24 protein-coding genes are annotated in these 26,878 nt (G+C 62.9%); 5 read left to right on the top strand and 19 right to left on the bottom strand.

Annotated elements, in window-relative coordinates; translation table 11 throughout:
- Positions 1 to 5: 5 nt before the first annotated feature.
- From rpiB to ACFPFW_RS03835, 19 genes are all read right to left on the bottom strand, one after another.
- Positions 6 to 452, bottom strand: a complete 447-nt coding sequence (gene rpiB, locus ACFPFW_RS03745; RefSeq protein WP_114957517.1) for a ribose 5-phosphate isomerase B — start codon at positions 450 to 452, stop codon at positions 6 to 8.
- Positions 453 to 516: 64 nt separating this feature from the next.
- Complete coding sequence (locus ACFPFW_RS03750; RefSeq protein ID WP_114957518.1) at positions 517 to 1,308, bottom strand: transporter substrate-binding domain-containing protein; 792 nt, start codon at positions 1,306 to 1,308, stop codon at positions 517 to 519.
- Between the two features lie 34 nt (positions 1,309 to 1,342).
- Complete coding sequence (locus tag ACFPFW_RS03755; protein WP_114957519.1) at positions 1,343 to 2,080, bottom strand: amino acid ABC transporter ATP-binding protein; 738 nt, start codon at positions 2,078 to 2,080, stop codon at positions 1,343 to 1,345.
- 17 nt (positions 2,081 to 2,097) lie between these two features.
- The gene (locus tag ACFPFW_RS03760; RefSeq protein ID WP_114957520.1) at positions 2,098 to 2,766 is read right to left on the bottom strand and encodes an amino acid ABC transporter permease; all 669 of its coding nucleotides are present in this window, start codon (positions 2,764 to 2,766) and stop codon (positions 2,098 to 2,100) included.
- Positions 2,767 to 2,776: 10 nt separating this feature from the next.
- The gene (locus ACFPFW_RS03765) at positions 2,777 to 3,460 is read right to left on the bottom strand and encodes an amino acid ABC transporter permease (RefSeq protein ID WP_114957521.1); all 684 of its coding nucleotides are present in this window, start codon (positions 3,458 to 3,460) and stop codon (positions 2,777 to 2,779) included.
- 12 nt (positions 3,461 to 3,472) lie between these two features.
- Entirely contained in the window at positions 3,473 to 4,369 is an 897-nt protein-coding gene (locus ACFPFW_RS03770; protein WP_114957522.1) for an NAD(P)-dependent oxidoreductase, read from the bottom strand.
- Positions 4,370 to 4,398: 29 nt separating this feature from the next.
- Positions 4,399 to 5,154, bottom strand: a complete 756-nt coding sequence (locus ACFPFW_RS03775) for a FadR/GntR family transcriptional regulator (RefSeq protein ID WP_114957523.1) — start codon at positions 5,152 to 5,154, stop codon at positions 4,399 to 4,401.
- Between the two features lie 236 nt (positions 5,155 to 5,390).
- Complete coding sequence (locus tag ACFPFW_RS03780) at positions 5,391 to 6,002, bottom strand: TetR/AcrR family transcriptional regulator (RefSeq protein ID WP_114957524.1); 612 nt, start codon at positions 6,000 to 6,002, stop codon at positions 5,391 to 5,393.
- Between the two features lie 19 nt (positions 6,003 to 6,021).
- Positions 6,022 to 9,156 carry an efflux RND transporter permease subunit gene (locus ACFPFW_RS03785; RefSeq protein WP_114957525.1) on the bottom strand — a complete coding sequence of 1,045 codons (3,135 nt, stop codon included), beginning with the start codon at positions 9,154 to 9,156 and terminating at the stop codon, positions 6,022 to 6,024.
- Between the two features lie 13 nt (positions 9,157 to 9,169).
- Positions 9,170 to 10,267 carry an efflux RND transporter periplasmic adaptor subunit gene (locus ACFPFW_RS03790; RefSeq protein ID WP_114957526.1) on the bottom strand — a complete coding sequence of 366 codons (1,098 nt, stop codon included), beginning with the start codon at positions 10,265 to 10,267 and terminating at the stop codon, positions 9,170 to 9,172.
- A 196-nt stretch (positions 10,268 to 10,463) separates the two neighbouring features.
- The gene (locus ACFPFW_RS03795) at positions 10,464 to 11,216 is read right to left on the bottom strand and encodes an iron ABC transporter ATP-binding protein (RefSeq protein ID WP_114957527.1); all 753 of its coding nucleotides are present in this window, start codon (positions 11,214 to 11,216) and stop codon (positions 10,464 to 10,466) included.
- Positions 11,213 to 12,163 carry an iron chelate uptake ABC transporter family permease subunit gene (locus ACFPFW_RS03800; protein ID WP_114957528.1) on the bottom strand — a complete coding sequence of 317 codons (951 nt, stop codon included), beginning with the start codon at positions 12,161 to 12,163 and terminating at the stop codon, positions 11,213 to 11,215. The genes ACFPFW_RS03795 and ACFPFW_RS03800 overlap by 4 nt, the downstream gene beginning before the upstream one ends.
- Positions 12,156 to 13,133, bottom strand: a complete 978-nt coding sequence (locus ACFPFW_RS03805; RefSeq protein WP_114957529.1) for an ABC transporter permease — start codon at positions 13,131 to 13,133, stop codon at positions 12,156 to 12,158. The genes ACFPFW_RS03800 and ACFPFW_RS03805 overlap by 8 nt, the downstream gene beginning before the upstream one ends.
- A complete protein-coding gene (locus tag ACFPFW_RS03810; protein WP_379769499.1) occupies positions 13,130 to 14,035 on the bottom strand; it encodes a siderophore ABC transporter substrate-binding protein in 906 nt (301 codons plus the stop codon). Before ACFPFW_RS03810 ends, ACFPFW_RS03805 begins: the two co-directional genes overlap by 4 nt.
- An 11-nt stretch (positions 14,036 to 14,046) precedes the next feature.
- Positions 14,047 to 14,892 (bottom strand): sugar phosphate isomerase/epimerase family protein, encoded by an 846-nt coding sequence (locus ACFPFW_RS03815; protein WP_114957530.1) that lies wholly within the window; start codon positions 14,890 to 14,892, stop codon positions 14,047 to 14,049.
- Positions 14,889 to 16,202: a DUF6005 family protein gene (locus ACFPFW_RS03820; RefSeq protein ID WP_114957531.1), complete on the bottom strand. Its 1,314-nt coding sequence runs from the start codon at positions 16,200 to 16,202 to the stop codon at positions 14,889 to 14,891. Before ACFPFW_RS03820 ends, ACFPFW_RS03815 begins: the two co-directional genes overlap by 4 nt.
- A complete protein-coding gene (locus tag ACFPFW_RS03825; RefSeq protein WP_114957532.1) occupies positions 16,202 to 17,470 on the bottom strand; it encodes an AMP-binding protein in 1,269 nt (422 codons plus the stop codon). The genes ACFPFW_RS03820 and ACFPFW_RS03825 overlap by 1 nt, the downstream gene beginning before the upstream one ends.
- Complete coding sequence (locus ACFPFW_RS03830) at positions 17,467 to 19,203, bottom strand: IucA/IucC family protein (RefSeq protein ID WP_114957533.1); 1,737 nt, start codon at positions 19,201 to 19,203, stop codon at positions 17,467 to 17,469. The genes ACFPFW_RS03825 and ACFPFW_RS03830 overlap by 4 nt, the downstream gene beginning before the upstream one ends.
- Positions 19,187 to 20,980, bottom strand: coding sequence for an IucA/IucC family protein (locus ACFPFW_RS03835; protein WP_114957534.1), 1,794 nt, complete (start codon positions 20,978 to 20,980; stop codon positions 19,187 to 19,189). Before ACFPFW_RS03835 ends, ACFPFW_RS03830 begins: the two co-directional genes overlap by 17 nt.
- A 458-nt stretch (positions 20,981 to 21,438) precedes the next feature.
- Here ACFPFW_RS03835 and ACFPFW_RS03840 point away from each other — a divergent pair, with 458 nt between their 5' ends.
- The 5 genes from ACFPFW_RS03840 to ACFPFW_RS03860 all read left to right on the top strand — a co-directional run.
- A complete protein-coding gene (locus tag ACFPFW_RS03840) occupies positions 21,439 to 21,936 on the top strand; it encodes an RNA polymerase sigma factor (RefSeq protein WP_114957535.1) in 498 nt (165 codons plus the stop codon).
- 66 nt (positions 21,937 to 22,002) lie between these two features.
- Positions 22,003 to 22,974, top strand: coding sequence for a FecR family protein (locus ACFPFW_RS03845; protein WP_114957536.1), 972 nt, complete (start codon positions 22,003 to 22,005; stop codon positions 22,972 to 22,974).
- Positions 22,975 to 23,102: 128 nt separating this feature from the next.
- Entirely contained in the window at positions 23,103 to 25,337 is a 2,235-nt protein-coding gene (locus tag ACFPFW_RS03850) for a TonB-dependent receptor (protein ID WP_379769485.1), read from the top strand.
- A gap of 10 nt (positions 25,338 to 25,347) precedes the next feature.
- Positions 25,348 to 25,569 carry a DUF2218 domain-containing protein gene (locus ACFPFW_RS03855; RefSeq protein ID WP_114957538.1) on the top strand — a complete coding sequence of 74 codons (222 nt, stop codon included), beginning with the start codon at positions 25,348 to 25,350 and terminating at the stop codon, positions 25,567 to 25,569.
- A gap of 60 nt (positions 25,570 to 25,629) precedes the next feature.
- The coding region (locus tag ACFPFW_RS03860) for an ABC transporter ATP-binding protein (RefSeq protein ID WP_379769502.1) at positions 25,630 to 26,878 on the top strand (1,249 nt) is incomplete at its 3' end.

The raw sequence follows: 26,878 nt of genomic DNA on the forward strand, positions 1-26,878 counted from the left end.
GCCGCTCAGTTCTCGGCATCCATCTGATGCAGCTTGTCGACCCGCCGCCGGAACTCCTCCTCGGTCGAGAATTCGGCCGAGAGATATGAGGAGATCAGATCCTTGGCGAGCCACGGCCCGACGATCTGCGCGCCGATGCACATGACGTTGACGTCGTCGTGCTCGACCGACTGATGTGCGGAATGGATGTCATGGCACACGGCGGCGCGGATGCCCTTGATCTTGTTGGCGGCGATCGACGCGCCGACGCCCGTGCCGCAGACCATGATGCCTCGCTCGGCCTCGCCGGACGTGACCTTCCCGGCCAAGGTCCGGGCGATGTCGGGGAAGTCCACGGGCTTGTCGTCGAACGAGCCGACATCGACCACGTCGTGACCGAGCGATCGCAGGTAGTCGACCACGGTCGACTTGAGGCTCCATCCCGCATGATCGGAGCCGATCACCACTTTCATCGCATCTATCCTTCTCAACGGTTGAGGGAAGCGGCACCCATAAGGGGCGCCGCTTCGTCTTAAGTCATTGCAGCATCGCTGCCGGCAGTTCGCTGCCGTGAAACTTCTTGTAGATCTCGTTCAGCTTGCCGTTTTTCAGATTGGCCGAGACCCATTCATTGAGCTTCTCGACGAGCCGCGGCTCACCCTTGCGGATGCCGATGGCGAGATCGAACGTGGTGATCAGGACCTTGGGCTCGAACGGACGCGCAGGATTCTTCACGCCGACCTGGTTCACGATGGTCGCCGAGGTCGCCATGCAGTCCGCCTGGCCGGACACGGCGGCCGTCACCATGGTCGCGTCGTCGTCGAAGCGGGCCAAGGTCAGTTCGCGATCCTTCATGTTGGTGAGCGCAGTGTCCTGTGTGGTCCCGCGCGACACCGCGATCGTCTTGCCCTTGAGATCCGGCCAATCCTTGACCTGGACCGCTTTCAGACAGCCGACGACGGACTGAAGGGCCGCATACGGTTTGCTGAAGTCGATGACCTTGGCGCGTTCGGGCGTGACCGAAAGCGTCGAGATGATGATATCGGCCTTGTTCGTCTGGACGTTCGGGATGCGCGTGGCACCCGTGGTCTGGATGAATTCGAGTTCCAGGCCCCAGTCTTTTGCGAGAAGTTGGGCGGTCTCCACGTCGGATCCGGTCGGCTTCATGCTGCCATCCATCATGCCGGACGGGGGTATCGCCAGGTCGGTCGCTATCCTGATCTTCTTCGCCGCCATGATGTCGTCGAGCAGATCAGCGCGGGCACCGGTCGTCGCCATGGTCGCGACGCCGACCGCGATGGCGGTGGCAAAAAGCATGTGCTTCGTCATTTGTGTTGTCCTCCCTGTTGCTTCGGCTCGTTGTTCAGAGCTCTTTGCCCACGAACTGGGCCAGTTCGGGCGTCGTCGGCGATGTCAGGATGGTCGCGGGTCCGGACTCGTGGACCTTGCCGCGATGCATGAACAGAACCTGGTCGGCGATGCCCTTGGCAAATCCCATCTCGTGCGTGACCATCACCATGGTCATGCCGTCCGCGGCGAGCGCCTCGATGACCTTCAGCACCTCACCCGTCAGTTCGGGATCGAGAGCCGAAGTCACCTCGTCGAACAGCATCACCTTCGGCTGCATGGCGAGCGAGCGGGCAATAGCCGCGCGCTGCTGCTGACCTCCGGAGAGTTGTTCGGGATAGTAGTGAAGCTTTTCCTCCAGCCCGACCTGGGCGAGGACGCGTTTGGCTTGTTCCTTCGCCGCCGTCTTCGACGCGCGCTTCACGGAGCACGGCGCGAGGATGATGTTCTCCTCGACGGTCAGGTGCGGAAACAGATTGTAGCTCTGGAAGACGATGCCGACGTCCTGCCGAAGTGCCCGGAGGTCGATGTTGGGATCACTGACGTGATGGCCGCAGACGATGATCTCGCCCTCATCGATCGTCTCGAACCGGTCGAGGCAGCGGAGCGCGGTACTCTTGCCCGAGCCGCTGCGGCCGATGATGACCATGACCTCGCCGCGCTGGACCTCGAAATCGATGCCGTCGAGAACCTTGAGCGGACCGAAGCTCTTGTGAACGTCTCTTGCCGAAACGACGGCACCGTTGGTGTCCATTGAGACCGTCTCCCTGGTTACGCGGTCACGGGTTTGATGCGAGGCAGGCCGGACCGCCGCTCCAGACGGCGGCTGAGGCGCGAGATCGGGTAGCAGAGCGCGAAGTAGATGACCGCGATCACCGAATAGGTGAGGAAGGGTTCGAACAGCGAGTTGTTGATGATCTGCCCAGCGCGAGCGAGTTCGACGAAGCCGACGACGGACGCCAGCGACGTGTTCTTGATGATCTGGACCATGAAGCCGACGGTTGGCGGCGTGGCGATCCGGATTGCCTGCGGCAGGATCACCTTGGTCATCCGCTCGGCCTTGGTGAGCGCCAGGCCTTCCGCCGCTTCCCATTGCGGTTTCGGCACGGCCTGGATGCAGCCGCGCCAGATCTCGCCGAGATAAGCGCTGACATAGACCGTCAGCGAGGCGCCGGCCGCCGCGAGAGGCGAGATCGAGAACCCGATCGCCGAGAGACCGAAATAGCTGAGGAACATGATGACGAGGAGCGGCGTGCCCTGGATCAGCTGCACATAGCCGGCGGTGACGATGCGGACCGCCCGGTTCGGCGAGATACGGCAAAGCGCGATGATGAAAGCCGCGATGCCGCCTCCGGCGAAGGCGATCAGCGAGAGGCCTATCGTCCAGAGGGCCCCGTGGCCGAGAAAGAGAAGGTGATTGGCATTCAGCGATCCGCCCATGGCCGTCTCCTCACAACGGGGTGCCAAGGCGCCGGCGGCGCGGGAAGATCACAAGGCCAAGCGCCCAGAATCCGGCGCGCATGATCAGCGACAGGATCACGTAGACGATCGCGACCAGAATGTAGGTCTCGAAGGCGCGATAGGTGTCAGATTGGACGTAATTGGCGACGGCGGTCAGTTCCTCCGCCGATATCTGCGAGGTCACCGAAGAGGCGAGCATCAGCAGCACGAACTGGCTCGTCAGGGCCGGATAGACCTTCTCGATCCCGGGCCAGAGGATCACGTTCCAGTAGATCTGGGCGCGCGACAGAGCGAGCCCTTCCGCCGCTTCGATCTGACCCCGCGGGACGGCATCGAAGCCCGCGCGAATGATCTCTGTCGTGTATGCCCCGACATTGATGGTCAGGGCGGCCGCTGCGACCGTGAACGCCGAGAACTTGAGGCCGAGACTCGCGAGGCCAAAGTAGACGAGGAATATCTGGACGAGCAGCGGGGTATTGCGGATGCCTTCGACGTAGATCGTGCAAATCCGTGACAGGACGGCGTTGCTGCTCCGCCGTCCCATGGCTCCCACGACCCCGATCACGCCACCGAGCAGGGTCGCGATCAGCGCCAGTTGCAGCGTGAGCCAGGCTCCGTCGAGAAAGAGCGGCCACCGTTCCAGAATGGCTGGGAAGTCCAGAATGAGGTTCATGGACAGTCGCCGTCAGCTGGAGGCCTGATTGGTCATGCGATCGTAAACTCGAAATAGCGCCTGATTGCCGTTCACACCCTCCCCGTGTGCCCGCGCCTCCAGATACTGGTTCGTGACCAGTGAGATGCCGGGCAGCGGTACGGCCAGCGACAGCGCCTGCTCCTGAACGAGGCGCAGATCCTTCAGCATCAGATCGATGCGGAAGCCCGCCGCGCTATCCCCGGCGATCATCGCCGGTCCGAGATTCTCCAGCATCCAGGAGGCAGCCGAACCGCCCAGCAGGACCTTGCGCAGTTGATCGAGATCGACGCCCGAAGCCCGGCCCAGCGCGATCGCCTCGCAGATGGCCTGGATGTTGAGGCCGCAGACGAGCTGGTTGCACAGCTTCACCGCCTGCCCAGCGCCGCTCTCGCCGACGTGGGTGACAGTCGTGCCCATGCCGCGGAAAAACGGCTCGGCGCGGCCGAAGGCGTCGGCGTCACCGCCGACCATGATCGACAAGGTCGCCTTTTTCGCCCCGATCGGCCCGCCGGAAACTGGAGCATCCAGGAAGTCGACGCCGACGGACCTCAAATCGGCGCTCATGCGGCGGACGGCGACCGGAGAGATTGTGCTCATATCGACGATCAATCGTCCGGCCGGGGGAGAGGCGAGGAGCCCGCCTTCGCCATAAACCGTCTCTTCGACGTGCGGCGTATCGGGAAGCATTGTGATGGCTATATCCGCGGATCCCGCGGCGTCAGCGACGCTCGCGGCCGGCGTCGCGCCTTGCGCCGCGAGATCATCGATCGCTTCCCGGCGTACGTCGTAGGCGCGGACGGCGAACCCCGCTCTCATCAGATTGAGCGCCATTTCGCGGCCCATCGTGCCGAGGCCGATGAAGCCGACAGTCTTCTGAGCGTTTCCCATGTCGTCTTTCTCGTTGTTGTTGTTCGAGTTCAGGACGAGACGATGCGACGGCCTCCCTCTCCGATCGCTGCGCGGTGGCGGAAGTCCTCGCCGATGGCGAAGTGCTCCCTGAGGACCTTGTCGGCGTTCTCCGGATCGCGCGCGACGATCGCGTCGAAGATCCGGCGGTGGTCGTTGATGAGGAAGGCCTTCATCGTGTCGAAGACCTGGAGGAGTTCGCGCCGTCCCTTGTGCGAGCGCATCAGGATTCCGGACATCGAGTCGTGAAGGACGATGAGCGTCTCGGATTTCGAGGCGACCACGATCGCGCGGTGGAACTCGAAGTCGGCCGCGCCCCCGGCATCCGCATCGTCGATCGTTTCCGCGATCAGCTGGAGCGCACGTTGCAGCCCCTCGAAATCGGAGACGGTCGCCCGCTCGGCCGCCAGCCGGATGGCCTGGCATTCGATGGCGATCCGCGCCTGCATGACGTCATCGATGATGTGCGCCTGCTGCGCCATCGCGAAGGTGAAGAAGTCGTTCAGTACGGAGACGTCGGGCCGCCGGACGACGGTGCCGACGCGGTCGCGGATTTCGACGACGCCCAGCACGGTCAGCGCCCGCAGCGCCTCACGCAGGATCGCTCGGCTGACGCCGAGCTGGGCCGCGAGCTCCCGCTCGGGGATCAGTCTGTCGCCCGGGCGCAGCGAACCGGCCAGGAGGCGCTCGCGCAGGAACGCGAACACCTTCTCGAAGCCCTTGCTGCCGCTCTCCCCAAGCCGCGTGATTTCGAGATCAGCGGTCATTAGTCCTACCTTGGTCGGACCACGATACTCGTCAAGGACGCCCAGTCAAGTATGCGGGGATTCTGGCGCTGCGACCTGGCATTTTCCGGGTTATGAGCGGTCCTTCAAAAAGACGACCAAATCTGCGTCTTCTGCCGCGACGGCTGGAGCTGGAGGCAAAAGCCGACGATCGAAACCTAGTAGGCAGCAGCATTTGGCGCCAATGGCTTCCCCTTGCGCTCGCAAGGAGGAATGGATTAGCCCGCCTTGCTCACCGATTTACCGCGCGGCGCAAGGCCGGCTATGACGAAGTCGACCATCTGATCGATCGACGGTCCCGGCTTGGTGGCGCATTGCGCGATCATCTGCGGGTGAAAGAACCGCATCATCGCGGTGCAGGCGCACATCGCCGCCATCGGCACGTCGGGGGCCTCGAACTCGCCCGTTGCCGCGCCTTCGGCGATGACCTCGCCGATCGTGGCGGTGATCCGATCGATATGGGCGACGCAGACGTCCCAGCTCTCCTCCATCGCGACTTCGACCATCTCGTGCAGCTTGGAATCGCCGACATAGCGTTCCGAGTTCATGCGATGGACGGAGATCAACAACTCGCGCAGGCGTTCGGCCGCCGGACCGGCCCCGGTGGCGATGGCATGTGCCGTCTCCTCGACCTCGCCCATCAGGGCACGCGCGACGCCTTCGTTGATCGCCTTCTTTGAATCGAAAAAGCGATAGATGTTGGCCGGGCTCATGCGCAGCATCTTGGCGATGTCGGCGACGGTGGTCTTTCGATAGCCGATTTCGCGGAACAAGCGCTCCGCCTCCACGAGAATCCGTTCTCGGGTATCGTGTTCAGAAATCAGCGTCATGTCAGCGCTCGATGTTCAATTATTTCGCCGCCGCAGCAAGCGGAAATGCAAGTTGTGTTTCGCCGTGAGGTTGCGGCGCGGCATGCTCGCTCGGGCCGCTTTCTTCCAGGCTTTTGCGGAACCAAAGGGCATACAGGCCCGGCAGGTACAGCAAGGTCAGGAAGGTCGCAACAAACAGACCGCCCATGATGGTGATCGCCATAGGGCCCCAGAACGCGGAGCGCGACAGTGGGATCATCGCGAGGATAGCCGCCAGCGCGGTGAGCACCACGGGCCGTGCGCGGCGGACCGTAGCCTCGACGATGGCTTCTTTCCGCGGCAGGCCGTGAGCGACATCGGTTTCGATCTGGTCCACCAGGATCACCGCATTGCGCATGATCATCCCGGCCAGCGCAATCAACCCGAGCAGCGCCACGAAGCCGAACGGCTGGTTCGCGATGTTCAGCCCGAGCGAGGCGCCGACGATGCCGAGCGGTGCCGTCAGAAACACCAGGATCAGACGCGAGAAGCTTTGCAATTGGATCATCAGCAAGGTCAGCATCACGAGGGTCATCAGCGGAAACAGCACGAAGATCGACGCGTTGCCCTTGGCGGATTCCTCGAACGCGCCGCCCATCTCGATCCGGTAGGCCGGTTCGAGGCTGTCGCGGATTTCCTGCAGTTTGGGCCATATCTGGTTGGTCACGTCCGGCGCCTGCACGCCATCGACGACATCGCCGCGCACAGTGATTGCCATGTCACGGTTGCGCCGCCACAGGATCGGCTCCTCGTGGGCATATTCGATCTTGGCGATCTGCGACAGCGGCACTGCGACGCCATCGCGTGACGTAACGGTGAGGTCGCCGACACGACCGAGATCAAGCCGCTCGGACGGCACAGCGCGGGCGACCACGCCGACCTTCTCGATGCCGTCGCGGATCGTGGTCACCGGCGCGCCGGAGATCAGCATGCTCAGCGCTTGCGACACATCCTGCGGGGTCAGGCCGAGCGCGCGGGCGCGGTCCTGGTCGACTACCAGCTTCAGGTATGGCGACTGTTCGTTCCAGTCCAGTTGCGGATCTTTGACGCTGGGATTCTGCCTGACGACGTCGCGCACCTTGTAGGCGATATCGCGGACCGTGTTGGGATCAGGACCGATCACTCGGAATTGGATGGGGAACCCGACCGGTGGCCCGAAGTTGAAACGATCGATACGCACGCGGGCTTCGGTCAGCACGCCGTCATCAACCGATTTCTCCAGCCGCGCCTTGATCCGCTCGCGCGCCTCGACGTCCTTGGCGACGATCACGATTTCGGCGAAGGCCTCGTTCGGCAGCTGCGGGTTCAGCCCGAGCCAAAAGCGCGGCGATCCCTGGCCGATATAGGCCGTATAGGTCGAGATGTCCTTGTCGTCCTTCAACAGGGCTTCGGCCTCCTTCACGGCTTTTTCCGTGACGTTGAACGCCGTGCCTTCCGGCAGTCGCAGCTGCAGGAACAGCTCGGGCCGCTCGGACAGCGGGAAGAATTGCTGCTGCACACGAGCGAAGCCGACGATCGAGAGTGCAAACACGCCGACCGTCGCCACCACGACCTTGACCCGGTGGTTGACGCACCACTGGATCATGCGGCGGAGACCGCGATAGACCCGCGTCTCGTAGACCGCATGCGGATCGTGGTTGTGGCTGACCGCGATGTTCGGCAGCAGCTTGACGCCGATATAGGGCGTGAAGATCACCGCCACGAACCAGGATGCGACCAGCGAGATTGCGACGATCCAGAAGATGCCGCCGGCATATTCGCCGACCGCCGAATTAGCGAAGCCGATGGGGAGAAAGCCAGCCGCGGTGACCAGCGTTCCCGTCAGCATCGGAAAGGCGGTGGATTCCCAGGCAAAGGACGCGGCGCGGACGCGGTCCCAGCCCTGCTCCATTTTCACCACCATCATCTCGACCGCGATAATGGCGTCGTCGACGAGAAGCCCGAGCGCGATGATCAGCGCGCCGAGCGTGATGCGATGCAGGTCGAGCGACATCGCATTCATGACGATGAAGACGATCGCCAGCACCAGCGGGACCGACAGCGCGACCACGATGCCGGTGCGCCAGCCGAGCGCAAGGAAGCTGACAAACAGCACGATGACCAGAGCCTCGATGAACGAGCGCACGAATTCGCCGACCGCGTGCTCGACCACCTTCGGCTGATCAGCGATCTGCTCGACATCGATACCTTGCGGGACCGCCTTCATGAATTCCGCGGTCGCTTGCTTAACCTCCTTGCCGAGTTCCAGGATGTTGGCGCCATTGGCGGTGACGACACCGATGCCGAGCGCGGGCTTGCCTTCTTGGCGAACCACAAAACTCGGCGGATCGACGAAGCCATGCGTGACGGTCGCGACGTCGCCCAAGCGAAACACGCGGCCGTTGCTTTCGACCGGCGTCTCGGCGACGGCCTTGACGCCGTCGAGCGCGCCGGTGACGCGCAGCGGCACCCGTTGCGAGGAGGTTTCGACGGTGCCGGCCGGCACCACGTTGTTCTGCTTGGCGAGCGAATCGAACAGCGCCTGCGGCGTGATTCCCAGCGTCGCCAGCTTGGCATGCGAGAATTCGACGAAGATCCGCTCGTCCTGGGTGCCGTAGAAATTGACTTTGGTGACGCCCGGCACCTTCAGCAGCCGCTGGCGCATGCCCTCGGCGGCCTTTTTCAATTGCGCGTAGTCGGCGCCATCGCCGGTCATCGTATAAAGGATGGAGTCGACGTCGCTGAATTCGTCGTTGACGACAGGGCCGAGCAGGCCCGCCGGAAGCTCGCCCTGTACGTCGGCCAGCTTCTTGCGCAAGAGATAAAACAGATGCGGCACGTCCTTGGGCGGCGTCGAATCGCGGAACGTGACCTGCATCGCGGTGAACGCCGGTTTCGAATAGGTCTGTACCTTTTCGAAATAGGGCAGTTCCTGCAGCTTCTTCTCGATGGGATCGGCGACCTGCGTCTGCATCTCGGCTGCGGTGGCGCCCGGCCAGATTGCCGAGACGTTCACAACCTTCACCGTGAAGAACGGATCCTCGGCACGGCCGAGCTGCTGGTAGGAGAAGAAGCCGGCGACGCTGAGGGCGACGATAAGAAACAGAACAAGCGCGGGATGGCTGACCGCCCAGCCGGACAGATTGAAGCGCTTCATCGTAGCCTCCCGCTCAGAACGACAACGACGAGACGACGGCGACCTTCTGGGCCGGATCGAGCTTTTGCACGCCAAGCACAACGACTTTCGCGCCTTCATCGACGCCGCCCGATATGACGACGTCATTGCTCTCGTAGGATTTTACGGCGACCGGCTTCAGCGCCACTTCGCCCTTGTCATCGACAATATAGAGCGAGGGATCGCCGCCCTGGCTGTACAGTGCCGACAATGGCAGCCGTGCCACGCGCTCGGTCACGGGATCGGACAATGTCAACGTCGCGGTCATGCCGAGCGAAACGCTGTCGTCCGCCCCGGGCAGTGAAAATTTCGCGAGATAGGTCCGGGTGGCGGGATCGGCAGCGGGTGCGATCTCACGCAGTTTTGCCTCATATTTCTTGCCGGGCTCGGACCACAAGGTGACGGTAGCCGCACCCTCCTTGGCGCGTCCCACCAAGGTTTCCGGAATTGCGACCACAGCTTCCTTTTCGGCAAAGCGCGCGACGCGAATGGCAGTCTGTCCCGACGCAACGACCTGCCCGGCATCGATCAAGGTCGCGGTGACGACGCCGCGGGTGTCGGCGACGAGGGTTGCGTAAGAGAGAGAGTTTTTGGTCAGTTCGACCGAACGCTCGGCACGAGTGAGACGTGCACGCGCCTCATCAGCGGTGGCCTTGGACTGATCCAGCTGCGCATCGGTGACCCAGCCCTTGGCGCGCAAATCCGTGGCGCGCTGTTCGGCGGCGGCGGCCTGCGCCAGCACCCCGGTGGCGGCGCGGAATTCTGCCTCGGCCTGCTCGGCCTGAAGTTTCAGGTCGACTTCATCGAGGGTGGCGAGGGGCTGACCAACGTCGACCGCTTGGCCTACCTCAACCAGGCGTTTTGCAACTTTGCCGGGCACCCGAAAACCCATGTCGGTTTCGATCCGCGGCCTAATGGTGCCGACGAAACTACGCTCCGGCGTTTCCGCTTCGTAATGCACGGTAGCTACCAAGACCGGACGTGACGGCGCCGTCTTCTCCGCAGCCAACTCGTTGCAACCGGCCAACGCGATCGCCAGAAACGCCAGCAATGCACCAGCTAAGAGCCTGTTATAACTCTCTAAAACAAACATCAGACTCTCCCTCCGAGCCTGACGATATATCGACTGATTACTGACGATTGTCAATAATCATCAGTGATCATGATTTCGTGAATGTTGTGGCAGCGCTGTCGGAGATGCCGAGAAGTTCGCGCCGGCTGGAACAAGCCGGCAAGCGATCGCCCCATTTCTTGGGCTGTGCTGGAGCACCTCCTCACGGGGCAAACCTTTAGTAATGGGCAACAAGCGGTGATTGACCCTTGAGAACCGACATCTCGTAGCCGAAGACCTGCTTCAGCATTGCGGGACCCAAAACCTCGGCGGTAGGGCCGTGGGCTTCCAGTCGTCCGCTTTTCATTGCGACGATGTGGTCCGCGTAGGCGGCCGCGTAATTGATTTCATGGACGATGATGACGATCGTCCGTGTCTTCTCGTCGGCGACCCGACGCACATACCGCATGAGCTGGCGTGCGTGGTACATGTCGAGATTGTTGAGCGGCTCGTCGAGCAGGACATAGTCGGTCCCCTGACAGAAGGTCATCGCGACGAGCACACGCTGTCTCTGCCCCCCCGATAATGTCTCGACGAATTTGTCGGCAAGCGTCGCGAGGTCGAACTCATCCAGGGTCTCGGCGACAATGCGGCGGTCCTCCGGGCCCGGCCTTCCTCTATGATGTGGAAACCGTCCCAACGCGACGAGTTCGCCGACGCGGAGGCGGCTTCCGATCGCCGGATCCTGCCTAAGGACCGCGAGCGTTTTCGCCAATTGCCGGCTTGGCGTCTTGCCGACGGGCAGGCCATCAACGGTGATCTGTCCATCTTGCAATGGCTGCAGTCTGGCGATCAGCGACAGCAGGCTGGATTTTCCCGCGCCGTTTGGACCGACCAGCGCGGTGACGCCGCCTTTCGGCACCGTCAGCGAGATGTCATCCAGCACGCGTGTTCCGCCGTGGCTGAGCGAGACATTGCGGATGTCGATCAACGCCGCACCCCGGCCAGCAAAAGAGCAAGGAACACGATGCCTCCGACAAATTCGACGACGACGCCCAGCGCCGACGCGCTTCCTAGCATGTGCTGGAACAGGATCTGACCGCAAACAAGGATCGCGACGGCCACCAGCGCGACGGTGGGGAGCAGGACCCCGTGCCGGCGGGTATCGATCATCCGTTCCCCGAGCGCGACGGCAATCAGACCGAGAAAAGCCACGGGCCCGACAAGAGCCGTCGACACCGCCACGAGCGCCGCCACGAGGATGAGGATACCGGTGACGGCGCTGCGCCATGCGATGCCCAGACCGATGGCTGCGTCGGCGCCGAGGGATATGACATCGAGCTCATGCCGCATGCGCCATGCCACGATCGCTCCAAGCATCGTCAATACCGCTGACAGCGCGAGCAGATTCGGCTCGAGATCGTTGAAGCTCGCGAAACTCGCCTGCTGGGCCACTGCGAAGTCGTTGGGATCGATCAGCCGGGCGATCAGCGAGGTCAGGCTCCGGAAAAGCACGCCGAGCACGACGCCGACCAGAAGCAGCATCCCCATATCCATCTGCGCGCGGAGCATCGGCAGGAAAAGCGCGAGCGCGAGCACCATCAGAAGCCCGATCTCGCCGGCGAATGTCAGTCGGGGGTCGAGGCTGGAGAAGCCGAGCCCGCCGAGCACAAATACGAGCGTGGTCTGTCCCAGCACGAACAGCGCGTCGAGCCCCATGATCGATGGCGTCAGGATACGGTTGCGGGTGACGGTCTGGAACAGGACGGTCGATACGCCGATGGCGACGCCGACCACGATCAGTGCGCAGAGCCGGATGCCGCGAAGCTCCAGCACGAAAGCGAGATTGCCGCGCAGTCCGAGCGTCATGAAGGCGACGCCGGACCCGAGAACGAGTGCGCACAGCCCGATTAGGACGATACTCGCCCGCTTAGCCATGCGAATTCTTTCGCAAGAGCAGGATGAGAAATCCTGCCGCGCCAACGACGCCGAGCACCGTGCCGACGGGGATTTCGTAGGGATAGCGAACGAGCCGTCCGAGGATATCGCACGTCAGGACGAGCCCGGCGCCACCGACCGCCACCGACGGCAGAGCGAGGCCGACGTTGTCGCCCTTGAAGCGGGAAACGAGGTTCGGCACGACCAACCCGACGAACGGGATGATGCCGACTACGACGACGGTAAGTGCCGAAATGACCGAGACGACGAGGAGCCCGATCTGCAGCATCCGGTCATAGTCGAGGCCGAGGCCGATGCTGACATCGCGGCCGAGCGACAGCACGGTCAACCGATCGGCCGTCCACCAGACCAGCGCCACCATCGCGGCCGCCACCCACAACAATTCATAGCGTCCACGCAGAACGCCGGAGAACTCGCCGACCGTCCAGGCTTCGAGATATTGCAGCAGATCGGTCTGCCAGGCGACGAAGGTCAGGCATGCTCCCAGCACGCCGCCATAGATCAGGCCAACCAGGGGAACGAGATAGGGCTGGGTTGGCGGCAGGCGATGGGCGATCGCTAGAAAGATCGAGGTCCCGCCGAGCGCCGTCGCGCTGGCGACGAGCGTCTTCATCGCGACGGAGGCGGACGGCCAAAACAGCGTCGTGACGAGGATGCCCAGCGCGGCGCTCTGCGAGGTTCCCGCAGTTGCCGGCTCCACGAAGCGATTACGTGCCAATGTCTGCATGACGAGGCCGGCGATCGCCAGACCAGCACCCGAAAGGAGCGCGGCCAGGGTTCGCGGTAGGCGACTCGCCATGATGATTTGCCGCGTTTCAACATCGCTCCAGACGGACCGGAACGAGACCTCGCTGACACCGACGTTCAGACTGACCGCGACCAGCGCCAAAAGCAGTGCGCCGGCAAGAATGCCGGCGCGTGGTCCACTGAGTTTGAGGGCCGCGATCATTTCGTCCCGGAGAATGCTTTCGTGATCGTGGCGAGGATCCGGCTCATCGCCTGCACGCCACCGGCGGCGATATAGAAGTCCGCCGCAGGCATATAGATCACCTGTCCAGTCTTCCAGGCGGTCGTCGCGGCTACGAGCTCGTTGTCCAACGTCGCTCTTGCATTCTGATCGTCCGACCCGATCGCTGCGGCCCGGTCGACCACGATCAGCCAATCTGGATTGGCCTCCCGGATGAACTCGAAGGAGATGGCCTCGCCGTGCGTGGTCGCCTCCACGTCCTTCACCGCCGGCGGCAGTCCAAGCGCCGAGTGGAGCCAGCCGAAGCGGGAACCCATGCCGTAAGCGGTGACTTTCGGACCGTTGGTCATCACAATCAGCGCGGTTCCCCTGGAGGCCACCGCAGCTCTGGCCCGCTCCAATGCGGCTTCGAATTCCTTGCGAGCCGCCGCCGCCTCTTCCTGCTTTCCGAACAGCGCGCCATAGGCGTCCAGCCGTGCCATGGCATCGCCGACGAGATCGGCGTTGCCGATCGACATGTCGATCGTTTGGGCGATGCGCGAGGTGGCTTTTCCCTGGGTGGATGATCGGCCGCCGATGATGACGAGGTCAGGCGACAGCGCGCTCAGTGCTTCGAGATTCGGTTCGAACAGGGTTCCAACGACTTCAGCTCGCGGGGCGATGGGCTTGAGTTCCGGCACGTAGAGATTGTCCGGTATCCCGGCAGGCGCGACGCCGAGGCGATCGAGGGTATCTAGCGCCGCGATGTCGAACACCGCGATCGTTTTCGGCGTCCCGGAGATTTCGACCTTGCCGGTTGCGGTCGTGATCTCGATGGCGTTCGCCGTGCCGGCCGAAGTCGCCACGGCAACCACGCACAGGATCAGGCCGAAGCCGGCTTTCATCATTCGCGTCATCATAAGGCGCCGACCCGCAGGGGCTCGACGTGACGCTCCGACAGGCCGCGGAGCAGCCGGCGGTCGCGCCCCAGCACGTTGAAGCAGTCATTGCCGAACCATTCGAGCGATGCCTCGACACCGGGCTCATCCAGCAGACGGGACAGGAAGTGGTTGTAGTCCATCATGCCGTCGAACAATGGCTCCATGCCCTCGCGACGGCCTGCGGCCGCATAGACGTTCGCCGGATCGAATACCCGAAGATCGGCGCGCGAGCGGACATTCTTCAAATGGTAGTGTCCGACATGGCTCCGCAGGGCCTGATGCGCGGCAACCGGGTCGTCGCCTGCCTCCCATACATGAAGCGCATCGAAATTGATGCGGAACGAAGCATGATCCACCAGCTCGATCAGACGCGCGGTCGAAGACCAGGAATCCGCCAGCGTGTTCGGATGGGTCTCGACGAGGAGCAGCAGACCGTGGCTGGCGGCGATATCGCACATCGTCCGCAATCTCGAAGCTATGGCATCCCGCTCGTCGGACGAGACCTCGCTGCTGGCGCGGTTGCCTGCGAAGGTGCGGATCTTCCGGGCGTTCCAATGCCGCGCGATACGGCAGAGGTGTTGCGCGCCGTCCCGTACGGCGGCCTCGTTGGCGTCGGTCGGCAGATAATCGCTAACCATGGGAACGGAGAGCCCGAATCCGGCCAGCCATTCGGCATCGTAGAGCGAATGCTTCGCCAGATTGCGCGCATGCGCGCCCCATAGCTCGATGCCCTGAAAGTCATTGGCCTGCGCCCACAGCGCGATGTCTTTCAGCGAAAGCAGATGGTGGCGGAACGTGATCGTGCAGAGCGAAATCTTCATGCCATCGCCCTCATGCGTTCGGATCGGGGGAAATCTGTCAGGCTGCGCTGGGCGCACCAGAGATCGAAGACCGCGGAGAGCCTGCGCTTGATCCTGTGCTCGAGCGCGTCGAGCCGATCGAGGCTCGTTTCGACGTCCCGGAGGAGGTCACGGTTCTGGGTCTGGCTCAGCTTCAGGACTGCGTAATGCAGCGTCTTAAACGACTGGGCGAGATCGTCGATCTCGTCGCACCAGATCTGGAATTCACTGTCGGGCAGTTTCAGAGCGCGCCAGAAAAAGGCGAAGCCATGCTCATAGGCGTATTTGCGGATCGAGATGACCGGCAGTTCGCGCAGCGCCGTCGCAAGCTCACCGAGCGTCGTGCCGTCCTGCCCCGCGGCGTGCGCGCGGATGATCAAACGCGTGCCCTCGATCAGCGCATTTCGATCGGGACGGAAGCAGGCCTCGAAATAGGCCTTGAGATCTGCGTCGCGCGGCTCCCGGATCTGCGCGCGATCAAATACATAGCCGCCTCCCACGGTCGGCTGCAGGATCGCGTTGACCACGCGATCCTTCTCGATCTGTCCCTCCCAGCGGAAGTCCGGATCGAGCACGCGCCAGATCGCGGGATCGTCGGTGGTCTCCAGCATCAGGTAGTGTGGAAACGGGTTCTGGTTGAACTTATTCTCGCGCTCGGGAAGGTGATACATGTCGAGCATCACCATCACGTATTCGGTGGAGCGGCGGCGCTCCAGAAGGTGGAGCAGGACCAGTAGGTTGTCCTGCTTTGAGCGGCCCGGATCATACCATTCCACGACCTCGACGCCGTAGAGCCTGCGATACCAGTCGCGGAAGAAGTCATGGCTGATGGAGGGCGCGTGGTAGAGCAGCCCCCAGCGGTCCGAGATCGCGAAATCCGCGTCCCAAACACCGAAGTAGAAGGGTCTGTGATCGATCCCCGGTGACTGCTTGAGGGCCGCGCAGACGCAGCTCACAAAACAGTGGACCTTGATGTCGATGTAATCCTCTCCATGCACGCCTTCCGACGGCTGGGAGGCAACCGCGGCGGAGGCGTCGCTGCATTCGCCGTCCGCCGCAAGCAGCTCAACAAGATCGGCGACCGTGGAGAAGCCCTCGCCTGCTATGACCTCGTCGGGAGCTGGCAGACCGAACTCCATTTCGAGGTTGAGGAAGAGGTGCAGCATCAGGACCGAGTCGAGGTAGAGATCCTCGTTCAGCCGCGCCTCCGGAGCGAACGCCTCCAGATGCGAATGCTGCATGTGATCGCGGAGGACGGCATGGATCGCCTCCAGAATCTCCGAGCGGGTCATCAGGCAGGCTCCGCGACCAAAGCGAGCGTGCCGTCGACGTGACGCTGTGCGACCTCGCGACGGCTGATCTTGCCGTTTGCCTGACGCGGAACCGCGTCGACCTGCACGAACTCCATCGGAACCTGATGGCTGGCGAGGTGCGCGAAGCACCAGTCCCGAAGCGCGGATATGGCGACCGGACCGGAGGTGCTGAACAGGAGACCGACGCGCTCGCCGGCGAAGCGGTCAGCCATCCGAAACGCCACCGCGTCGGTCACGCCGGGCATCGACATGACCACATCCTCGACTTCCTTCGGATAGACGTTCAGCCCGGAGACGTTGATCGTGTCGTCGAGGCGGGACACGAAGACGAGCGTCCCATCGGATTTGAGGTAGCCGAGGTCGCGAGTGTGGATCGGCCCATGCGGCCCGCCTACGACGATCTCGCCGGGCGCCGAGCGTTCGCCGGCGTCCAGCGAAAGATGCGGAAGGACATTCCCCATCTCGTCGGCCGCGACGACATCGGGATTGACCGCGATGCAGCCCGCTTCCGAACAGCCATATTGCTGGAACATGTGCCGCGATTTGGCGCGGATGTCTGCGAACCAGGGCTCCGGCAGCAGCGTGCCGGAAGTCATGACACCGTGAATCCGTTCGTCGGCCGGCAGCAGCTGCGCGAGCGTGTGCAGCATTGCCGGGGACGAATAGAGCAGGGGGCGCTCGGTCTCTCGAAGCACCTTGAGCAGATATTTCGGATTGGCGGTATTGACGATCACCGGCGTCTGGCCGCGTTGCAACGCAACGAGGATGCCGCAGATCAGGCCATACGAATGCGTCGTCGGACACGCGATGACGGGTGTCATCGTCTCGGGTTCGGCGAAATGGCCGACATAGCTTTCGACCTCGCGCTGAATCTCCGACCATCCGCGAGCGACGCATTTCGGCGCTCCCGTCGTACCCGAGCTCATCTGCAGCAACTGGCCCTCGCCGGAGACGGTCACGGCATCCGGCAGGATCTCGGCGGTCAGGCTGTTATAGAAAAGCCTGTCGCAGCCCGCCCCCTCGGCTAGGCGCCGTGCGGCGCTGTGGGGAGTCGAGGGATGGATGGGAAGGACGCTGGCGCCGACCGGGCGGATCGCGAAGAAGAGTGCCAGCCAATCGGCTGTTTCAGAGAAGCAGACTGCATAGCGTCTGCCGGGCTCCGCGCCCAGCCGCAATTGCTCGGTGAAACGAGCCGACGCGGCGTCGAAATCAGCCTTGCTGAAATGAGTATCGTCGATCTGGATCATGACTGCTCGCCGCATGGGATGAGTTGAAGACCGAGACTGTTCAGCACCCGGTGGCGATGCTCGGACCGGCTGGGATGCAGCTTTCGGCTGAGGAGGGATTCCGTGAAAATCTCCTCGCCGCCCAGGCGGAGCTGGTCCTGGCGCAGCTGGAGATCGTGTTCGCTGGCATAGCGGCGCAGGCGCGACTCGACCCTCGCCCAGAATTCTTGTTCGGGCAGGCCGTACCGCTCGCTCAGAAGGTCGGAAATCTCGGAGAGATTGTAGATGAACAGGCAGTCGACGACCAATTCCCGAAGTTCGCCGATCGAATCCATCCAGTAGAACTGGTTTGGCTCGGCGTTTCGATAAGCGAGATCGAGCGCTGGGAAATCGGGCTCTGCCCCTCTGTTGCGCAGGTAGTCCGGAACGTATTCGACGCTGTCGTGCAGGTCGCGCAGGATCAGCCGCGTCGGCCAGCCGTTGCGATGAACGAGAACGAGGTTCTGCCCATGCGCCTCGGTCGCGATGCCGTGGCCCACGAGGAGATGCCAGACGGGCATGACAACGACGTCGAGGAGCTTGTCCAGCCAGCCGGAAAGCCCGTAGCGCTCGATCCATTCGTCGGCGAACGGCCTGCCGTCATGGTCGATCACCATCAGCGCGTTCAGCGGCGCGGCCGCTTCTCCCGGACGCAGATGGGAGTCCACGCTCTCCCTCCAGATCGCGGCAAGCTGTCCGGCGAGGGGGCCGTCGCGGTCGAACACGACGCCGGCATATTCGGACAGAACGGCCAGCGGATAGCGGCTGCGAAATGCCGGATCGCCGGAGACGATGGCGGTGATCCAGCGCGACAGGACGGGAGCCACGCAAACGGAATGAGGCTCGATCGTCCGCAGCGAGGACGTGTTCACGAGATTCATCGCGAGCTTTACGCCCGCTTGGTCCGGACGGTCCGTGTTCAGCAGGGACCGGACCGATTGGCTCGCCCGATAGCGGTCTCCCGCGGAGCCGAGGAAATGGACCTCGCCGTCGGCGATCAGGCCGGCGAGCCCGTCGTCGCGCAGCTTTTCCCACTGCCACGGATGCAGCGGCAAAAGACCGAACTGGCTTGCGTCGACGCCAAGCGCGCGCCTGCGTTCCGAGAGGATATTCCAGCCTTCCTCGCCGATCTCGGCGATCCAGAATTCCGTTTCATCGCAGGGCAGGGATTGATCGAGATAGCGGCAGGCGACGGACAGCCAGACGAGCTGAAAACAATTGCCCGCCTCCGGTCCGTAGGCTTGGTGATCGCTTTCGTCGAAGCCCGTGCGCGCCTTGAAGCACGGGTGATAGGAATGGCCCTCGTCGAGCGCCGCATCGATCTCCGCGAAAGGCATCGACCGGCGCGGGACCCGCGCGAGATTGGCGTCGTTCCACCTGCTGAAGAAGGCTGTCTGTTCCAGCTCTCCAAGGAGGCGGTTGCGATCCTCGACCGTGCCCGGCAAGCCCTCAAGAAGCGCGCGGAGGTCCGCCTCGCGCCAGAATCCGTCGTCACCGAGTGCCTCGATCGAAGTCGGCATGATGCGGATGCGCCCGAACGCCCCGATCGTCGCCTGGCAACGATAGGAACGACCCTTCAGCCGCCAGAGGAAATGCCGCCGATCGCCGATGTCGGCGACCTCTGCGTCGATAAGTTCCTCGAACAGCAGCGCGGCCACGAACTGCCTGAGCACGCGCTCGTCCGGACGTCCGGGCAGGTCACGAAGCAACGGCACAGTCCGTCCCCTCGGCATTTGCTGGCGCCAGCGTCAGCAATGGGTTGGGCAGGCGCGTATAGACCGCGCGCTCGTCCTTGGCTTCGAGTTCGTCGATGTCGAACAGCCGGGTCACGAGATTAGCCTTCGAGGCGATCGTCGGGCAGTCCAGGAAACTCCGGGCGAAGCTGCGTCCGGAGCCCGTCATGGTGCGCGAGAAGTGGTTCAGGCGATCGCGCAATATGCCGATCAGGACCTCCTCCTCGATCAGCCGATCGTGTCCCATCCGGCTGATGACCGAGAAGATCTGATTGACGATCAGGTAATAGGCGAAGCGATCGCGGATATCGTCGTCGTCGTAATAGAGCGATGCGACGCCCTCCGCCTCCGGCAGCAACGCGTCGAGGCTGCTTCGATAGGCGCTCGACAGGTAGAAGCCCTGATTGTCGCGGTAGTAATAGGCCCGGGGATAGCCGCGGCTGACGTCGAGGAGGCTGTTCTGCTGATGGGCTTCGAGCGCGACGCCGTATTCGTCGTAGAGGTTCATCAGGGGATTGAGGACGCAGTCGAGATAGTCGCCGAACCAGCGGCGGCTGACGTCCGCGAAGGTCGCGCCACTCTGCTTGGACAGGCCCCGGAGGATGCGATCGAGCCGCGACCGTTCTCCGGGAACGGGATCGGCCGTCAGCGCCGCGACCGTGATCCCTTCGCCCTCACGCCCGCGGACGAATGGATTTTCGCGGAAGATCACCTCGAACCCGCTTTCGGGGCGGCCGGGCAGATCGAGCGTCAGATAGGCGGGGTCGTGAATGACCTTGAATTGCGGATATCTGGCGCAAAAGCCTGTTCGCTCGAACAGCCGGGCCATGAGGACGCCGGCTTCCAGCTCGGCGCGGCGATTGAGCCGCACGGAATTCGTGATCCGCACCGGCAGGGAGAATTTCAGCATCCACGGCGTGTCGGCGCTGTAGACGGTGCGAACCGATGAGGTCGCGGTAAACGAAGGGCCGGCCGGGCCAAGCAATCGCAGCGATCCTGCCGCCTGCAGCGCCTGGATGTCCTTGTCGAGCAGCAGGGCGTCCGCCTGGAGCGGATGCATCGGAAGCAGGACCTCGTCCTCGGCGAGCGCGAACCGGTCCGCATCATGTCCGGCAAGGCTGCGAACGATCTCCGGGACTGGAGCGGAGCGCGCGCTGTCGTGCGCGACGAGCGATGCCTTCGCCGCGAAATAGGTGAGACGAAACCTTCCACGAAGTTCAGGCGCATAGCTCGGCTGCTGCCATGACGTCATGCCTTGCCGGCTCTTCGGAGTCGGATGAAGCCAATGGCCGAACAACAAGGATTGCTCACCGCCTATGAAGCTATCGGCCTCATCCGGGGCAGTGTTTTTCGCGGTGTCCAGATAGAGCGCGATCGACTGGTAGCTGTCGAGCACCCGCAGCAGGAGTTCGAGTTCGCAGCCGCGCAGGAGCTCCGCCCGGCCTTTGCCGAACTGGCGGTAGGTTTCGTGAATGAGCGAATAGAGCGCGGACAGAGGCTCGACGCCGCACCAACCCAGATCCGGCGAACGACGGATGCTGATTTGACCGAAGCGATGCGGCCCGCAGAGCGAACGCGACAGAACCTCCGCTCGTAGCGCCATGTCCTGCGTCGGCAGGTCCCATTCGATGCAATCGACGACAGCACCGCCGGGAGACCGATGCTTCGTGGCCGCGCCCGCGTCGATCTCGCGCAGATAGCAATTGGCGAAGGTCTGGAACGTGACGTGTTCCGCGACTTGCCGCGATGATTGGCTCATGGCCGCACCCGCTTAACTCAAGGGAAATTATTAGGCGCCGGCAGGCGGCGGTGGCACGACGACGGTGGAAGCGCCGTGGCAAGCGCTTTCAAACTGGGGCATCGCTTTGGCCTCACTGGAACAGGCCGACAGGGCCTTCCTGACGTGAACGGCCGGTCGTGAGCGACCCCGTAAAATTTCTCGATCGACCGAGGATGGAAGGCTGCCTGCGCATCGTTCCTATGGCGTCTGCGAGAAGCGATGACTTGAGGTCATTACTTTAGAATCATAATAAATCGACAACGTTCGATTGAATTTGACAACCATCTGAAAGTCGCGTTTCTAGGTATAAAGTATTACCTAGTCTACAACAATTCTAAATTGGCTAGCAGGGGTCGCGTTGCTTTGGTCGAGCGATCGAATGGAGCGCTATCCCTTACCGAGTTCGTCCCCGTCGTGGGACAAGAAGGGCCGTTGTAATGCCGACGACCGAACTTCTGCGCCTTTACACAACCGAGCAGAGCCGCCTTCGCCGCCTCGTGCAGCGTATTACGGGTAGTTCGGAAAGCGCCGAGGACATCGTCCACGATGCGTTCCTCAAGCTTAGCGGTCGCGACATCGGCGCGGCCGATCTCGGCCTTTTCGTCCGTACCGCACAGAATCTCGCTCGCGATACCAAGCGCGCCGAGCGCGTGCGCTACACCTATGCCGCGCATACGGCCGAGGAGCAGATCGCAGCGCCAACCGTGGCGCCGGATCAGGCTATGGCAAGCCGCCAGGAATTGAACGGGCTGTTCGACGCGCTGAAATCGCTGCCGCAGCGGACCCAACGCATTTTCCTGATGAGCAAGCTCGACGAGATGACCCACCCGCAGATCGCGGCTGAGCTGGGTGTTTCGGTCTCGACGGTGGAAAAGGAAATGATCTCCGCGCTTCAATTCTGCCGAGCCTGGAAGAAACGCCGCGATTTATTTTGAGGGGCCGTCGCTTTAGAATCGTTCTGTTATCATGACGAGGCGCCCTTTTCGAAAGTGACACCCAAGATGGCACCCGCTCTGGGTAATAGCGATGCGGCCGAAAGGGCGGCGCATGAAGCAATCGTATGGTTCGTGCGCCTCGACAAAAAGACAGCCGGTCATGAAGACCGCGAGGCATTCGAAGCCTGGCTTGCCGCCGACCCGGCTCACGCCGAAGCGATGCGCGAGATTCGGGACCTCTGGAGCGATCTGGATGGATCTGCCGCTCGTCTGGGCGCCGACGGCTGGCATCGAATCCCCGAAATACGCTCCTCTGGTGGACGGACCTGGCGCCTCGCAATGGCTGCGGGTTTTCTAATCGCGGTTCTGGCCGGCGCAATGCTGTGGCGCGACAGCGGTCTTATCGATCGGGCGTTCGCGGATTATGCGACGCGCCCTGGTGAACATCGCGAATTTCAGTTGGCCGACGGTACGCAGGTCTATCTCGACGGCGATACCGCGATAACGAGGGCATTCGGTTCGGATCACCGTCACCTGACGCTGTTGCGCGGACGGGTCTGGCTCGATGTCGCAAAGGATCCGGATCGACCATTCGTCGTCCACGCCGGTGGGATCGAGACCCGGGTTCTCGGCACCGCCTTCGGCGTCGATCGCGAGGCCGCGGATGTCGCCGTCGATCATGGAACGGTCGCGGTCTCGGCCGGGAGCGGGGCCGAACAGGTAAGACTGACCGGTGGGCAGCGCGTGGCCCTTTCCGGCAACAGACTTGGCGTGCCGACGACCATCGATCCGAAGGTCGCCCTGGCTTGGCGGCGCGGCCTCATCGTGCTCGATTCAGCGCCGCTCGGCGACGTCGCGGATCAGCTTGCGCGTATGGCACCCGGCCGGGTGCTCATCCCGGATGGCGATCTTCGCTCATTGCCGCTTTCAGGGGTGTTCAGCGCAAGCGATCCGGATGCGGTTCTCGAAGCCATGCGTACCGCGCTTGGCCTCAAGACGTTGTCCGTCCCCGGCTTCGCGACGATCGTCTACCGATAATTTTACGGGGTCGGCGCATCCCGCCCGTTCACACTCAGGGGCCGTGAAGACGGCTGATCTTGGGTGCGGTGGGGCTTATGAGGACTCTGGCGAGAGCCGTCTTTCTGTGCGGCGTTTCTGTTTTTGCGATGACGGCCGATGGCGCGACGAACACTGTTCTGGCGCAGGCCAGCCAGTCAGTGCAAAGCTTCAACATCCCCTCCAAGCCGCTTCTTTCCGCTCTCGCCGACTTCACAGCGGCGACCGGCATTCAGGTGGTTCGTCCGAATGCCGAGAGGATCTCGGGCAATTCCGGGGCCGTCATAGGCCAGTATCCTCCCGAAGCCGCGCTGCGCGGAATCCTCGCTGGTTCCGGCCTGATCTATCAGTTCACCGGCCCTCGCACGGTCAGCGTGCATCGAGCCGGTGAACCGGCCACGACGTTTGCCCCGGTCGAGGGTCAGGTCCAGCTCGAACCGATCATTGTTCAGGGACAGGGAGAAGCGGTTCCCCTGGGCGGCGATTTCAGTCAGATCGCGATCACGTCGGAAGATCTCGAACGGAAAAATCCGAGCGATATCAAGCAGGTCTTCCGGGGTGAATCCGGCGTGGCGGTCGGTGGATCGACCCCAATGTCCCAGAAGGTCTATGTGCACGGCGTTGAGGAGACCAATCTCGCTGTCACCGTCGATGGCAGCCGCCAGAACAACAAGGTCTTCCACCATAATGGCACGAACTACATCGATCCCGGTATTCTGAAGGCCGTGCAGGTTGACGCCGGCGTGGCGCCGGCCGATGCAGGGCCGGGCGCGCTCGCCGGCTCGATCAGATACGAGACCAAGGATGCGCGCGACCTGCTCGCGCCCGGCGACAATTTCGGCGGCTTCATCACGGGGCAGTACGACACCGCCGGCGATACGGCGACCACTAGCCTTTCCGCCTACGGTAGGAGTGAAGGCTTCGAAATCCTCGGCTACGGCAAATTCGCGAAGGGCGACGATTACGACGACGGCGATGGGAACGAGGTGCCCGGCACTTCAACCGATTTCATCGGTGGTCTCGGCAAGATCGCCTACGAGGCGGAGAGCGGCGACCGCTTCGAACTCAGCCACGAGCAGATCAACGACGACGCCGACCGGCCGTTTCGCGCCAACATGGTGTTCGCGCCGCCGCCGCGACCGTGGAATCCGGCCGTCCGCCGATATGTGATCGACCGGCAGAATACTGTCTTTAGTTACACCGATGAGACGCCCGAAGGCTGGTGGGCTCCGAAGATCGTTCTCGCCTACAGCCGGACGGATGTCGACGTCGACCAGTTCGTCGTGGGAGCGCCCTCGCCCGTCTACGATTATACGAGCCACGGCAGCACCGACAGTCTCAACGGAAAGTTCGAAAACAAGTTCGCGCTGGCGTTCGGCAGCGTGACGGCGGGCTTCGATTTTTACAGCGACGAAGCCAAGTATGTAGACGCGGCCTACACGGTCTCGGAGAAGGCCGACAATATAGGCATCTACAGCCAGGCCCGGCTGGAGCCTTGGGAGCGGACACGCCTTTCGTTCGGCTTCCGTGGCGACCAGCAGTGGTTCGAAGGCCTTGATGGATCGAAGTTCGACGATGCCGGTCTCAGCGGAAACATCTCGGGCGAATACGACCTGACGAGCTTCCTGACGGCCAAGGTCGGCGCGTCCCATGTCTGGGCCGGCGTTCCCCTGTCCGAGAACTACGTCATGAATCCGCTGTGGGATTATGGCGACGGCCCCGAGCCTGTGGCCGCCGACAACGTAGTCGCCGGCCTGATCGCCCGCCACGAAGGGTTCACGCTCGAGGGCGGCGTCTTCCGCACGAACATCGACAACGCCCGCGTCACCTTGTTCAATCCTGCCGCGACGGCGGCGCTGCGCGCATTCGACCTAGAGACCAAGGGCTTCGAGGTCGGCGCCGGCTACGACTGGAACGACGGCTTCGTTCGCGTGAAATACGCAAACACCGACGCCGAGATCGACGGCATCGTCGCGGACACCTATCTCGGCAATTATCTCACCGCTCCCGTCGGCGAGATCATCACCGTTCAATGGGCGCATACCTTCGCCGGTTGGGGCGTGACCGTCGGCGGCGATGTCGAGATCGCCCTGGACTACAACGAGTTCAACGGCATCTTGATTTCCGGCGACCCGACCGAGAACATCCCCGGCTACGAGGTCGTCAATCTGTTCGCACAGTATGTGCCGGCATCCCTGCCGGACCTGACCCTGCGGGCCGAGGTGAACAACCTTTTCGACGAGACCTACACCGCGCGCGGAACCTATGGCAGCGAATACCCGGGCGTCATCACGCTCCGCGAGCCGGGACGCTCGTTCGTCTTCAGCGCCAAGATGCAGTTCTGACGGACCCGTCATGCATCGAAACCAGGGGATAATCGCGACGTCGAAAGGCAGCAGCTATCTTCAGCAGCTCTGCAAGCACTGGAGCCATCGGCTGGACGTGGAATTCACGCCCAGCCCTACGACAACGAGTTCGGCACCGTCACACCGCTCTTCGAGCCGAGCCGGTCGTTCGTCTTCGTTGCGAAGGCGACGTTCTGACCCTGCGCGTGCTACAGCCGGAGACCGCCTGTAGCACGCCCATGATACGGAGAGAGCGGTGATGGCGCCCGCGGCCATCACCCTTGATATTCTCATGCATTTGATCCGCCAGTTCGCTTCGTATTACGCTCCGTACCGGGGCCTGTTCATGCTCGATTTCGGCTGTGCGGTGCTGTCGGGGCTGCTCGAGCTCGGCTTCCCGATGGCGGTGAAGCTGTTCGTCGACGAACTGCTGCCGAACCGCGACTGGACGCTGATCCTCATCGCCGCGGTCGGCCTGCTGGTCATCTATGTGATCAATGCCGGGCTGATGGTGGTGGTGACCTATTGGGGCCACATGCTCGGCATCAACATCGAGACCGAGATGCGCAGGAAGAGCTTCGACCATCTGCAGAAGCTGTCGTTCTCGTTCTTCGACAACCAGAAGACCGGCCATCTGGTCGCCCGCGTCACCAAGGACCTGGAGGAGGTCGGCGAGGTCGCCCATCACGGCCCCGAGGACGTCTTCATCGCGGTGATGACCTTCATCGGCGCCTTCGCGCTGATGGCGAGCGTCAACCTCGAACTGGCTTTGATCACCGGCCTGATCGTGCCGATCGCGGCGGTCCTGACCAGCCGCTACGGCAATCGGATGACGCAGAACTTCCGGGCGCTGTTCAGGAGCGTCGGCGCCTTCAATGCCCGCATCGAGGAGAATGTCGGCGGCATCCGCGTCGTCCAGGCGTTCGCCAACGAGGACCACGAGCGGGCTCTGTTCGCGCAGGACAATGCGCGTTACCGCGAGACCAAGCTCAATGCCTATCGGCTGATGGCGGCGTCGACCTCGCTCAGCTATCTCGGCATGCGGCTGGTCCAGGTTATCATCATGGTCGCCGGCACCTGGTTCGTGATCCAGGGCGAGCTGACGCAGGGCGGCTTCATCTCGTTCCTCCTCCTCGTCACCGTGTTCTTCCGGCCGATCGAGAAGATCAACGCGGTGCTGGAGATCTATCCCAAGGGCGTCGCCGGCTTCCGCTCCTATCTCGAACTCCTCGCCACCAAGCCCGACATCGAGGACCGGCCCAATGCCCGCGCCGTCTCCGGTCTCAAGGGCGACATCCGGTTCTCGGGCGTCAGCTTCGGCTATGGCGACGGCCGGACCGTGCTGAACAATATCGAGCTGTCGATCAAGGCCGGCGAGACGATCGCTTTCGTCGGCCCGTCCGGCGCCGGCAAGACCACGATCTGCTCGCTGTTGCCGCGATTCTACGAGCCGACCGCGGGATCGATCTCGATCGACGGCATCGACATCCGCGACATGACGCTTTCATCGCTCCGGAGCCAGATCGGCATCGTCCAGCAGG

This window comes from Flaviflagellibacter deserti (assembly GCF_042652085.1).
GTDB classification, from domain to species: Bacteria; Pseudomonadota; Alphaproteobacteria; order Rhizobiales; family Methylopilaceae; genus Flaviflagellibacter; species Flaviflagellibacter deserti.